This is a genomic window from Streptomyces sp. NPDC048361 (genome assembly GCF_040651795.1).
Taxonomy (GTDB): Bacteria; Actinomycetota; Actinomycetes; order Streptomycetales; family Streptomycetaceae; genus Streptomyces.
Genome location: NZ_JBEZKW010000058.1, coordinates 1 through 13301 on the forward strand (window position 1 = coordinate 1; position 13301 = coordinate 13301).

At 74.0% G+C, this 13301-nt stretch carries 6 protein-coding genes; 5 read left to right on the plus strand and 1 reads right to left on the minus strand.

The genetic code is table 11. The features are described from left to right. Positions 1-145: 145 nt before the first annotated feature. From AB0D31_RS27410 to AB0D31_RS27430, 5 genes are all read left to right on the plus strand, one after another. Positions 146-1438: a condensation domain-containing protein gene (locus AB0D31_RS27410; protein ID WP_362727976.1), complete on the plus strand. Its 1293-nt coding sequence runs from the start codon at positions 146-148 to the stop codon at positions 1436-1438. Positions 1439-1673: 235 nt separating this feature from the next. Next, positions 1674-4958, plus strand: a complete 3285-nt coding sequence (locus AB0D31_RS27415; protein ID WP_362727978.1) for a condensation domain-containing protein — start codon at positions 1674-1676, stop codon at positions 4956-4958. After that, positions 4958-6871 carry an amino acid adenylation domain-containing protein gene (locus AB0D31_RS27420; RefSeq protein ID WP_362727980.1) on the plus strand — a complete coding sequence of 638 codons (1914 nt, stop codon included), beginning with the start codon at positions 4958-4960 and terminating at the stop codon, positions 6869-6871. The genes AB0D31_RS27415 and AB0D31_RS27420 overlap by 1 nt, the downstream gene beginning before the upstream one ends. Position 6872: 1 nt before the next feature. Beyond that, the gene (locus tag AB0D31_RS27425; protein WP_362727982.1) at positions 6873-8711 is read left to right on the plus strand and encodes a non-ribosomal peptide synthetase; all 1839 of its coding nucleotides are present in this window, start codon (positions 6873-6875) and stop codon (positions 8709-8711) included. Beyond that, positions 8701-11589: a condensation domain-containing protein gene (locus tag AB0D31_RS27430; RefSeq protein ID WP_362727984.1), complete on the plus strand. Its 2889-nt coding sequence runs from the start codon at positions 8701-8703 to the stop codon at positions 11587-11589. The genes AB0D31_RS27425 and AB0D31_RS27430 overlap by 11 nt, the downstream gene beginning before the upstream one ends. Positions 11590-11748: 159 nt before the next feature. Here the strand turns inward: AB0D31_RS27430 and AB0D31_RS27435 are convergent, their stop codons facing one another. After that, positions 11749-13155 (minus strand): lipase maturation factor family protein, encoded by a 1407-nt coding sequence (locus tag AB0D31_RS27435; RefSeq protein WP_362727986.1) that lies wholly within the window; start codon positions 13153-13155, stop codon positions 11749-11751. Positions 13156-13301 lie beyond the last annotated feature (146 nt).

Below are 13301 nucleotides of genomic sequence, written 5' to 3' on the forward strand. Positions count from 1 at the left end.
CCCGTAACCGGGGCCCGTAACCGGGGCCCGTAACCGGGGCCCGTAACCGGGGCCCGTAACCGGGGCCCGTAACCGGGGCCCGTAACCGGGGCCCGGATCCGAGAGTCCCCGCTTCCGAGAGTCCCCGACCCCGAGAGAGGATCACGTGCACCCCAGCATCACGGGCCAGTACCTCGCCCGCTACCAGCGCCTCGGCGCGGGTGACCCGGCCCCCGGACTGCTGCCCGTCACCGGGGCCCAGCGGCGCTTCCTGCTCGTGCGCTCCCTGGACCCGGCAGGCCGCGCGGACATCGTCCCGATGTTCTTCGCCTTCCCGCGCGGTACCGTCGACCCGGCCCGCCTGCGCGCCGCGGCGAACCACCTGGCCGCCCGCCACCCCGTCCTGCGCTCGCGAGCCTGCGTCGTACGAGGCACGCCCGTGCTCCGGCTCGCGCCCGCCGGCGTACCGCTGGAACACATAGCCCCCGCGCCCGGCGAGGACGCGCGGGACGCACTGCGCCGTGCCCTGGCCGGCTGGGTCACCGACGGGCCGCCGCTGCGGCTCTTCCTAGCCCATGACGGCCCGCACGCCGAGGAGGAGGTACTCGCCGTCGTCCTCGACCACACCGCCTGCGACGGCCAGTCCCTCGCCCGCGTCGTCGAGGAACTCGGCGCCGCCTATCGCGACCGTCTCGGCCCCGACGACCTCTCTCCCGCCGACGTGGCAGCCGAACTCGCCGCCTACGAGGACGCCGTCCTTCGCCAGCTCGCCGCCGAGGACCGCGCCGCGTCGCCCCGCGCGCTCGCGTACTGGGGAGAGCGGCTGCGCCCCGCCCACGAGCAGGCGCCGCTGCCCGGAACGCACTCCGCGACCGCCGAACTCCCCACGGGTGCAGCCGAGTTGAAGCTTCCCTCGCCGTCCGGAGGCATCCCCTTCCCGGCGCTGCTCGACGCCTGCCGGGCGGCGGCCACGGCCCTGTACGGCACCGGGCCCGTCTCGCCCATCGGCTACCCCTGGGGCGGCCGCCCGACCGGCGCGGAGTCTGTCCTCGGTTGCTTCCTCAACACGGTCGTCTTCCCGGCCGACACGGCGAGCACCCCGGCACCCGAGGTGACGGCCACCCAGTGGTGGGACGACCTGGACCGCGCCGACACCCCCTTCGACGAGGTGGTGCGGGCGGCCCGGGCAGGCGGATCCGCCTGGTCCGGCAGGCTCGACGGGCTGCTCACCGTCGACGACGCCCGCCACCGCACCCCGCTGCGGCTCGGCGCTATGGCGGGCCGCGAGGTGCACATCGACGGCCGGCAGATCCGCGCGCCCTTCGCCGTCTCCGCGACCCAGGGGCCCGAACTCCACCTCCGCATGGTGTGGGACCGCTCGGTCCTCGCCGACCCTGCCGCCGAAGACGCCTTCGCGGCCCTGTGTGCGGCGCTCCCCGTCGACGCGCCGGTCCACTGACCGGCGGGCGCGACCCGTGCCGTACGGGGCCGCCTGCGCGCGGCCCCGTCCTTCCTGACACCCCGGCCCGACCGTCACACCGACCTTCCCGAACCCCGACCTTCCCGACACCCCGCCCTCACCCCCAGCCTCACCATCCGGCCGGGCCGCGCGATCCGCGAACCGTCCGGCGCACCGCCGTGCGGGCGCACGACCGCGTCCCGCGCCTTCGACCCGACAACCCAAGGGATCGCCCATGCTCCCCCTCTCCTCCTCGCAGGAGATCGTCTGGCTGCACGAGCAAGTGCAGCCGGGCAGCCGCGCCTACAACTTCACCGCCTCCCTCGACCTGTGGGGCACCCTCGACGTGGACGCGCTGCGCAGCGGCCTCGCCGCGACGCTCGCCCGCCACCCCGGCCTGCGCCTCGAACTGGTGCCCGTGGCCGGGGCCATGCCGGGCCAGCGGGTCGCCGACTTCTGCGCGCCGCGGCTGCGCACCGTGGACATCACCTGGGAAGCCGACCCCGAGGCCGCCTTCGAGAAGCTGCTGCGGACCGAGGCGGAGACCCCGCTCGACACCTTCGACGCACCCCTGCTGCGCTGGACCCTCGTCAAGCTCGCTGAGGACCAGCACCGGCTCATCCACGTCGAGCACCACCTGATCCACGACGGGCACTCGTTCGCCATCCTGCTGAACGACGTCTTCACCGTCTACAGCGCCCAAGTCCGCGGTGAGGCAGTCGAGTTGCCCGAGCCGAGCTCGTACGCCGAGCACGTACGGGAGCGGGCCGGCGACGTACGCGCCGACGAGCTGAGCGCCAGCCTGGAGTACTGGGCGGGCACCCTGCGCGACGCCTCGTACGACATGCCGCTGCCCGGGCTCGCCCGGCCCGGCGCGCGGCGGCGCCACCACGGCGGTCAGCTGCGCCAGTCGATCGGCGCGGACCTCGCGGAGCGGCTGCGCGCCCACACCCGTGAACGCGGCCTCACCCCGTTCGCCACCCTGCTCGGGCTCTTCGCCGAACTGCTGCGGCGCCACAGCGGACGCAGCCAGATGGTGGTGGGAACCGCCGTGGGCAACCGCCCCCGCGGCTACGAGGACGCCGTCGGCATGTTCGTCAACACCATCCCGCTCCGCCTCGACCTGGATCCCGGCGCACCCGCCGAGGACACCATGGACGACGTCACCGACACCCTCATCCGTGCGCTCCCGCACCAGGAGGTGCCGGTCCAGGAGCTGACCCGGGCGCTCGGCCTGCACACATCGGGCGCCGACAACCCGCTGTTCAGCGTCATGTTCAGCGCCCACGACGCGCCGCTGCCCGAACTCGACGTGCCCGGCCTCGACATCACCCTCTTCGAGGGGTTCAACACCGGCACCACCCGCTTCGACCTCGACGTGGTGCTGCTCCCCGACGACCGGCGCGGCGTCAGCCTGCGCCACGGCGTCGCCGGCATGACCCTCGTGTGGGACTACGACGCCGACCTCTTCGGCGAGGACGTGGCGACCCTGCTCGCCGACCGTTTCCTCGACCTGCTGCGCGCCTACCTGGACACTCCGGCCACCGCCCTCGCCGACCTCGCGCTCCCCGCGGCGCCCACGCCCGTGGCCCCCGCGCCCGCCGTGGAGCCGGACCGCGATCCGCTCGACCCTGCCGCCCACCAGGACCCGTCGCTGCCCGCGTTCCTCATCGGCGCCCGCCGCATCACCTACGGGGAGCTCGACGCCCGGGTGACGTCGCTCGCCGAGCGGATGCTGGCCGCGGGAGTGAGCGCGGGACAGCCGGTCGCAGCGGTACTGCCCCGAGGCGCCGACTCGGTCGTGACGCTGCTCGCCTGCCTGCGCACCGGCGCCGTCTACTGCCCGTTGTCGCCGTCCGACCCGGCCGCCCGTCTTGAGCTGCTGCTCGACCGGCTGGCACCCGCGCTCGTCCTCACCGCCCCGGGCGCCCAGGTGGCCGTCCCCGCCGGTCTGCCGAGCGCCACGGTCGACGCCGCGGTCCTGCCGGCCGCCCGCGCGGCCGACGTGGTGCCCGACACGGCGTACATCATCCACACCTCCGGCTCGACCGGCATACCCAAGGCCGTCGCCGTCGGCCGGGACGCGCTCGTGAACCATCTGAGCGGCGTGGCCGAGCGGTTCGCGCTGGGGCCCGGCGACCGGGTGCTCCTCTTCGCACAGCCGTCGTTCGACGTCGCCCTGGAAGAGGTCCTGCCCTCGCTGCACGCCGGCGCCTGCCTGGTCGTACCCGAGCAGGACGTACCGACCGGCGGCGAGCTCGCGCAGACGCTCGCCGCGGCCCGGGTCACCGTGGCCAACCTGCCCACCAGCTACTTCCTCGCCACCCGCCAGGACCTGCTGCCCGTGCTCACCGAAGGACGCTGGGCCCCGCGGCTGCTCGTCCTCGGGGGCGAGCGCATCCCGGCCGACGTGATGCGTACGTTCTTCGCCGAAGCGGGCACCGACGGCGGGACCGGCACCAACGGCGAGGCCGGCTCCGGCTCCGCGACCGGCACCAACGGCGCGACCGGCACCAACGGCGCGACCGGCACCGGCCCCGCGGGCAGCCCCGCCTTCACCGTGCTCAACGTCTACGGCGTGACCGAAGCCGCCATCAGCTCCACCGTGCACGAGATCACCCCGGACAGCCTCGTCGAGGGCGCCGAGATCCCGCTCGGCGGCGAACTCCCGGGCGAGCGGATCCACGTCCTGGACGAGGCGCTGCGCCCCCTTCCCACCGGCGCGGTCGGTGAACTGGCCATCGCAGGCGCCGGGTTGGCCGAGGGGTACGTCAAGAACCCGGAGGCCACCGCGGCCCGCTTCGTCACCGTCGACGCCCTGGACGGCGAACGCGTCTACCTCACCGGCGACCTCGGCTACCGCGGCGACGACGGACTGCTGCGCTTCCTCGGTCGCCGCGACAACCAGATCAAGCTGCGCGGCTACCGCATCGAACTCGAAGAGGTGGAGGCCGCGGCCTCGGCCGCGCTCGGCGGCCGGTCGTGCGCCGTCGTCCTCGACCGCGAAGCCGACGGTGGCCCCCGCCTCGTCGCCTTCCGCGAACGCGCCGACGAAGTCGGGGAATGGGACGAGCAGGCGCTCCACGCCGAGCTGTCCCGCCGCCTCCCCGGCGCGCTGGTGCCCTCCCGCTGGGTGCTCCTCGACTCCATGCCGACCCTCGCCGGAGGCAAGCCGAACCGGGTGGCCCTGGCCCGCACGGCGGCCGACACGGTGCCCGCCGAGCCCGTTGAGGAAGCGGCCCCGCTGACGGACCCGGCCGGCTCCGGCGACCCGGCCGTCGTCCTGCTCGCCGAGGGCTGGCGCGAAGTGCTCGGCCACGACCGCTTCGAGGAGACCTCGCACTTCTTCCACATCGGCGGCCACTCGCTCCTCGCCGCGCAGCTGGCGGCGTGGCTTGAGCCGCGCCTGGGGGAGCGCCCCTCGCTGCGCCTGCTCTTCCAGCACCCGGTCCTCGCCGACCAGGCCCGCGCCCTCGCCGGCACCGCCGTCCCCGCCCTCAGCACGCCGAAGGAGTCGTGATGACCCAGCAGTTGATGAACCGTCAGGATGCGGAGCGCCCCAACGAAGGCCAGTCGGGCGGCGCCGTCCCGAGCATTCTGCACGGCGCCCCGCTCGCCGAGACCGCCGCCCAGGGGGTGCTCGCGCGCTACGAGGAGTGGGTACGCCGCTCACCCGAGGCCCCCGCCGTCATCGATGGGAAGCACCGCTGGACCTATGCGCAGCTCGACGAGGCAGCCGAGGCGGTTGCCGCGACACTGGCCGGCCGGGTCGGGCCGGGTGACGTCGTAGGGGTGTGCCTCGACCGGTCGGCCGCCCTGGTCGTCACGGCGGTCGCGCTGGCCCGCGTCGGGGCGGTCTACCTGCCGCTCGGACCGCGCCCCGGAGAGCGCCGCATCGCGGCGGTCGCCGAGGACATCGGCGTCGTCTGCCTCATCGGCGACCCCGCTGTCCTGACGGAGTATCACGATGCCGCCGACCAGGTGGAGTTGCCGGTGTCGGGCGAGGGGGTCAACGCCGCCTCATCCGTCGTGGCCGCCTTCACGCCCGTCGCGCCCGGCGCGCGCACCGCGCCGGCCGAGGCCCTCTACGCCGTGCTCACCTCCGGCTCCACCGGCCGGCCGAAGGCCGTCACGGTCGCCGAACCCGCCCTGGCCGCCCTCGTCGACTGGTACCGCGAGGAGACCGGGCTCGCCCCCGGTGACCGGCAGTCCCTGCTGATCGGCGTCGCCTTCGACCCCCACCTGCTCGAACTGTGGTCGGGTCTGACCTGCGGCGCGGCCCTCATACCCGCCCCCGACGAGGTCCGCTGGGACCCGGCCGCCCTCACCGACTGGTGGCGCGAGGCGGAGCTGACGGTGTGCGTCGCCGCGACCCCCATGATCGAGCCGCTCCTCGACCGGCCCTGGCCCCAGGAGCTGAAGCTCCGACACCTCGTCGTCGGAGGTGACCGGATGCGCCGCCGTCCCGGCCTCGACGTCACCGCCACCGTGCACAACGCCTACGGCCCCGCCGAAGCCACCGTCGTCACCACCACCCACGCGATGCGGGCGAGCGACCCGGACGTGACCACCGACGACGCGCCGCCGATCGGCACCCCGATCGCGGGCGCGACCGTCGCCGTCACCGACGCCGACGGCAACGTCGTCGCACGCGGTGCGGACGGCGAGCTGCGCATCGGCGGAACCTGTCTCGCCCTCGGCTACCTCGACCCCGAGCTGACCGCCCGCCGCTTCACCACCCCGCCGGCCCAACTCGCCGGCCTGGAGCGCATGTACCGCACCGGTGACCGTGTGCGGATGCTGGACGACGGCCGTCTCGTCTTCCTCGGCCGTCTCGACGACCAGGTCAAGATCAGCGGGGTGCGCATCGAACCCGCCGAAGTCGAGGCCGCGTTCGAGCAGCACGACGACGTGCGCAGCGCCGTGGTCACGGCCCCGCGTGACGCCGAGGGCCGCGCCCGGCTGGTCGCCCACGTCCTCCCGGCTCCCGGTGCCATACCCACCGCGGACGACCTCCTCACGGGCGTACGAGCCTGGCTGCCCGAACAAGCCGTGCCCTCCACGGTGCGGATCGTGGACGCCTTCCCGCTGGACGCCAACGGCAAGGTGGACCGGTCGGCCCTCCTGAAGGAGGCCGCACAGGCGTCCGGAGCCGTCCCGTCCGACGCCGCCGTACCGGAGGACGCCACCGCCGACGAACGGCTCGTACTCCGCACCGTCCGCGATCTGCTCGGCCGCCCCGAGACCACCCTCGACGACAACTTCGCCGGCGCGGGCGGCACCTCCCTTCTCGCGGCCCGCCTCCTCGAAGCGCTGGAAAAGGCGACCCAAGTACGCCTGCGCGCACCGGAGTTGCTGCGCCAGCCCGACCTGCGGTCGATCGCCGCCGTGCTCGACAAGCGCCGTGCCGCGGCCCGCACCCCGGGATCCTGACGTGAGCACCTTGCAGCCCCGCACCGACGACCGGAAGGAAACGACCGTGACCGTGGCCCCGACCGGCCTGCCCGCCCTGGTGGCGCGGCACGCCGAACACACCCCGCACGCCCTCGCCGTGGCGGACGGCGACACCACGCTGACCTACGCCCAGCTGGCCGCCTCCGCCCGGCGCCTCGCCGCCCACCTCCAGGAACACGGCGTGCGCCCCGGCGACTCCGTGGCACTCCTCATGCCCCGCTCGGCCAGGACCGTCGTCGCCCAGCTCGCCCTGTGGTGGGCGGGCGCCGCCTGCGTACCCCTGGACCCGGCGCACCCCGCGCCCCGTACCGCGGCCATGCTGGAGGACTCCGGAGCCACGTTGACCGTCGGCGACGGCAAGCTGCTCGAATCCGCCGGCCCGCCCGGCGCCACCCTCGCCCTGCCCGACGACGAGCACCTCGCCGACGCGGAGACGGCGACCGGGGGGCCCGGCCCCGACGACACCGCGTTCGTCATGTTCACCTCCGGCTCCACCGGCCGACCCAAGGGCGTCGCCGTCCGCCACGGCGCCATCGCCGAACTCGTCACCGACCCCGACTACGTCACCGTCACCGCACGCGACCGGGTCCTGCTGCACTCCCCGGCGACCTTCGACGGCTCCACCTTCGAGGTGTGGGCGGCGCTCGCCAACGGCGCCGGCGTCGTGGTGTGCACCACCGAACGCCCCTCGTTCGAGGAGCTGGCCAAGGAGGTGGAACGGCACAGCGTCACCGTCGCGTTCTTCACCACGGCCCTGTTCCACCAGCTGGCCGCGCGCCGCTCCCGCCTCTTCACGCTGCTGCGCACCGTCGTTGTCGGCGGCGAGGCGATGGCCGCCCAGCACGCCCGCGCCGTCCTGCGCGCCTTCCCCTGGGTCGAGCTCGTCAACGGCTACGGCCCGACCGAGACGACCACCTTCGCCACCGCCCATCGCGTCAGCGACGCCGACTGCGACGGCCCGGTCCCCATCGGCCGCCCCATAGCAGGCGCCACCGCCCACGTCCTCGACGAGCAGGGGCGGCCCGCATCGGCCGGAACCCGCGGCGAGCTGTGGATCGGCGGCAGCCGGCTGGCCCACGGATACACCGGGCAGCCCGAGCTGACCGCGGAACGCTTCGTCGACCACCCCACGCTGGGCCGCCTCTACCGCACCGGCGATCTCGTGTCGGCCCGCCCCGACGGCGTCCTCGACTTCCACGGCCGCACCGACGACCAGGTCAAGGTGCGGGGCTTCCGGATCGAGCCGGGCGAGATCGAGCACGCGCTGCGCGAGCAGCCCGAGGTGGACGACGCGGCCGTCACGGTCCGCCGTCCCACCCCCGAGGACACCCGCCTCGCCGCCTATGTGGTGGCAGGACCAGGACCCGTACCGCGCTCCGAAGCGCTCCTGGCCCGGCTCACCGCGGTGCTGCCCGCGCACCTCGTCCCCGACGAGCTGACGTTCGTCGACCACCTGCCGCTCACCACCTCCGGCAAGGTGGACCGCCGTGCCCTCGCGGAGCTCGGCACCGCCGTCCGGACCGCCGGCGCCGGCGCACCGCTGACCCCGCTCCAGCAGGCCGTGGCCGACGTGTGGAGCCGCTCGCTGGGCTGCGAGGTGACCCGGCCCGACGCCGGTTTCCTCGACCTCGGCGGCCACTCCCTGCTCGCCCTCGTCGTCGCCGAGGACCTGCGCGAGGAGCTCGGCGTCGAGCTGTCCCTCGCCGACTTCTTCACCGCCCCCACGGTGGCCGGACACGCCGCCCTGGTCGAGCGCGCCCTGCTCGCCGCCCACACCGATCTCAACCCCGACGCGCCCGAGGACACCGATGGCCACTGACAGCTCCGCCGCCCTCCAGGAAGAGCTGCTGCGCAGGGCCCGCGCCCGCGCCGCGGACCGCACCTCGGCGCCGGCCCCCGCAGCCGTACGTGACCTCGGACCCGCCCCGCTCACCCGCGCACAGCGCCGCATGTGGCTGATGGACCGCCTCGGCCAGAACGGCGCCCAGTACAGCGTGCCGTTCGCCACCCGGCTGCGCGGCCCGCTCGACCTGGATGCCGTGAGCCGGGCCCTCACCGAACTCGTACGCCGCCACGGCATTCTGCGCACCCGTTACGGACGCGACGGCGACGAGCCCTGGCAGCAAACCCTGCCCGCCCCCGAGGCGATCCCGGTCACGCTCGTCGAATCGCCCGGTGACGGCGGCGATGTCCTGACCGAGGAGGCCCGCCGCCCCTTCGACCTGGCAGCGGGCACCATCCCGCGCGCCCTCGTCCTGCGCCACGCACCACAGGACCACACACTGTTGGTGACGTTCCATCACATAGCCATCGACGGCGGTTCGTTGGAGACCGTGGCCGAGGAACTCGCCGCCTTCTACGCCGCCGCGGTGGACGGCCGCACCCTCACCCTGCCCGAGCCGCCGCAGTACGCGGACTTCGCGCGCCGTGAGCACGCCGACGCGGGCCGCCTCGACGATGGCCTCGCCCACTGGAGCCGTACGCTCGCCGGAGCCACCCCGCCGAAGCTGCCCCGCCCCACCGCCCCGCCCGCGGACGTGGCACGGCGCCCGGCCGTGACCCGCACCGCCGCACTCGGCGACCACGTCCTGCCCGCCCTGCGTGACCTGGGACGCACCCGCCACGCCACCGCCTTCACGGTGGGCCTCGCCGCCGCGTTCGCCGCGCTGCACCGGCTCACCGGCGAGACGGACCTCGTCATCGGCTGCGCCGCCACCCACCGCGAGGGCCAGGCCATGCGCGGCCTGGTCGGACTGTGCGTCAACACACTGCCGGTACGCGTCGACCTGTCCGGCGACCCCGGTTTCGCCACCCTCGTCGAGCGGGTCCGCGACGCCCTGCTCACCGCTCAGCACCACCGCGACGTGCCGTTCGACCTGATCCTGGAGCGGCTCGGCAGCGAAGCCCGGGGCGACGACGGCACCGCCCTGGTACGCGTCACCACCGACGTCGTCGGCGAACCGACTGCCTTGAAACTGCAGGGGCTTGAGGCGTCGGCGGTCGACGTGGGCCTGGGCGAGGCCAAGTTCGACCTGACCCTCGGCCTCCTGGACACCGACCGCCCCGCGAGCCTCGTCCAGTACGCGCGAGCCGCCCTCGACGACGAGACGGGCGACGCTCTCGGCGCGTCCTTCGCCGAACTGCTCACCGCGGTCGCGGCCGACCCCGACGTCCCGCTCTCCCGCCTCCCCGGCCGCCGCGCCGAGTCCCCGGCAGACGCGGGACACCCGGCCGAGGCAAGGCTCCTGGCCCACCCGGACGTGGCCGAGGCACACGTGCCGGATCCGCACGGTGGCCCATTGCTCGCCTACGCCGTACTGAGCCGGACCGGCGGGCCCTCGCCCGTCCAGCTCCGCGCCCATCTGCGCGGCGTCCTCGGACGCGACCTGGTGCCCGCCACCGTCATGCTCCTGGACCGGATGCCGCGTACGCCCGACGGCGCGGTCGACACCGCCCGGCTGCCCGCGGCCCCGCACCCCACGACGGCCCGAAGCCGCTACACCGAAGCCGTGACGGAGGCGTTCGCCGGGCTCCTCGGTAGGCGGCCGGAACCGGACGACGACTTCTTCGCGCTCGGCGGCCACTCCCTGACCGCCGTCCAGCTCGCCGAACGCCTGCGCTCCACGCTCACCCTGCCGCTGACCGGCCTGGACATCATGCAGACCCGTACACCGCGAGCGGTGGCGGCGCTCCTGGACGCGCGCGAGGCGGAGCGAACCGCAAGCGTCGCGGCATCGGGATCGGAATCGGCGTCGGCGTCGGCGCCGGTGGCCGTCGGCACACGCCCGCGCAGGTCACGCGAGGGTACGGTCCTGGTGACCGGCGGCACGGGCGGCGTCGGCGCGTTCGTGCTGCGCGAACTCGCCGCCCAGGGACGGCCGGTGCTCGCGCTGGCACGCCCCGAGTCCGCGCACCTCGTGGGCGGCGAGGGCGTCGAGGTGATCGAGGGCGACCTCGGCGACCTGGACAGCCTGCGCGCCGCGGTCGAGGGCGCCGACGCGGTGATCCACGCGGCGTGCACCTTCACCCGCCCGGAGGTGGACGTCGCCGCGATGCGCGCCATGGTCGACGCCTGGCGGCGCGGCCCCTTCGTCTTCGTGAGCAGCGTCGACGCCTACGGCCGTCCCTCGGCCGCCCAGGTCGCGGAGGAATCACCCTCCCAGGCACCGCTGAGCGCGTACGGCCAGGCCAAGATCGACTGCGAACGGCTGCTGCTGAACGCGGCGGGCACGCAGGGCAGGGGTGGCGCGAGCGCCGTGCGCTCACCCATCGTGTGGGGAGCCCACGACCGGCTCCGTGACCAACTGCGCTGGGGCGCAACGGGGTTGCTGTATCAGGCCGCGCTCGCCGGGCGGCCCATCAGCCTGCCGGCCCCCGGCGCCGGCGGCCACGACTGGTACGGCGCGCCCTGGGTGCACGCCGCCGCCCTGGCCCGCGCCGTCATCTCCTGCCTCGACGCCCCCGTCCACGGTGTGGCGAACGCGGTGAGCGGGCATGTGTCGTGGCCCGATCTCACCGCCGAGCTGGTCTCGCTGCTCGACAGCGACAGCGCCGTCACCCTCGACGACGAGGTGCACCAGGACCTCGACCACCGCTGGCACTACCGCGCGGACCGGCTGGCCCCGGCGCTGCGCCCCGCGCCGGGTGAGGACCTGCACACGGTCCTCGCGTCGATGACCGGGCCGGCGGCAACCTGACGACGCGGATGTTCACCGGGTGACATCGCCGGCGTCCGCGGTCCTTGAGTACACCGGTCCTTGAGCACACCAGTGCTTGAACACACCGGTGCTTGAACACACCGGTGCTTGAGGGCCGTCGGGCGCCCCTGGCGCTGATGCCCATGGGGTTGCAGCCCTTCACCGCAACGTCGTGGGGGGCAGGAACTCGCGGGGCGCCTCCCGGTGCCACCACGCTCCGGTGGCCCTCAGCTCCTGCCAGGTGGTGAAGCGGTAGCGCCACAGGCGGGCGCGGACGAAGACGGGCGGGGTGTCGGGGAAGGGGTTGTCCCGCAACAGGCGCAGAGTGTCACGGTCGTTGACCAGAAGCCGCTCTACGAAGGCGCTGAACCAGGAGTACCCGTACGAGGGTGAGAGCGCCAGGAACCAGAGCATCCAATCGAGCCGCAGATGGTAGGGCGCGAACTGCCGTGGCAGCCGCCGCACATCACCCGGCTTCCCGCGGAACGCGTACTCCCGCCACACGGTGTGCGGAGTGATCTCCTCGTCCGCCGTCCCCTCGATGACCACCTCGTGGCGCAGGCGCGTGATGCTCCCGAACGCCCCGTAGGAGTTCACCAAGTGCAGCGGCTCATAGGCCGTGTTCATGAGCTGCCCGCGCGAAAGGAGGTTCAGGGCCGGCCGGTAGCTCAGTCCCAGCACGAGGGCGGCGATGAGGAGGACAACGATCTCGTACCAGAGCGGAGGGCCCGGCAGTGCGGGCGCTCGCGCTACGCGGGGACCATCCACGGCGGAGGCGGCCAGGACGATGGTCAGCCAGTTCAGCCAGGCGAAATTGCCGGAGAGCACCAGCCACAGCTGGGTGCAGATGACGAGGACCGCGGCTGCTCCCGCCACCGGCTGAGGGGTGAACAGGGCGACGGGCACCACGAGTTGGACGACATGGTTGGCGGCCACCTCGACGCGGTGGACCGGCTTCGGCAGGTGATGGAAGAACCAGCTCAGCGGCCCCGGCATCGGCTGGGTCTCGTGGTGGTAGTACAGGCAGGTCAGATCGCGCCAGCAGGCGTCGCCACGCATCTTGATGAGCCCCGCGCCGAACTCGACGCGAAACAGCACCCACCGCAGCAGCCACATGAGGACCACCGGCGGTGCGACCTCGTCATTGCCCAGAAAGACAGCGAGGAAGCCGGTCTCCAGCAGCAGCGATTCCCAGCCGAAGCCGTACCAGGTCTGACCGACGTTCACGATCGACAGGTACAGCGCCCACAGAACCGTCCAGCACAGCATCGCCGCCCAGAGCGGCACGGCGTCCGCCGCCCCCGCCACGAGGGCCGCGGCCAGCAGCGCTCCCGCCCAGGAGCATGCGGCGAACAGCGCGTCCGAGTACCGCAGGTGAAAGAGGCTGGGGGCGCTGCGGAACGGTACGCGCCGCACGAAGTCGGGGACGGGCAGCATGCCGCGTTCCCCGATGAGGGGTCGGAACTGGCGCGCCGCCGCGAGGAACGCCACCACGTACACCGCCGCCAGGGAGCGCTGGAACACGAGCCTGCCGAGCCAGTACGCCGACGACGAGAACCACTCCACGGCGGGTACGCCTCCTGGTGAGCTCGGTGAGGCCCGTCCAGGATGGTCGGGGCGGCCAGGGTGAAGGTGTGCGAGCCCTTCGTAGCGGCGATCGGCCTGCCAAGTCCAGGTGGACGACGCCCCCTTCACCCGCCCGCGTGAGAACC

Coding starts and splice junctions, on each gene's coding strand:
- AB0D31_RS27415 (WP_362727978.1), top strand. CDS start 1,674: ATGCTCCCCCTCTCCTCCTCGCAGGAGATCGTCTGGCTGCACGAGCAA.
- AB0D31_RS27420 (WP_362727980.1), top strand. CDS start 4,958: ATGACCCAGCAGTTGATGAACCGTCAGGATGCGGAGCGCCCCAACGAA.
- AB0D31_RS27430 (WP_362727984.1), top strand. CDS start 8,701: ATGGCCACTGACAGCTCCGCCGCCCTCCAGGAAGAGCTGCTGCGCAGG.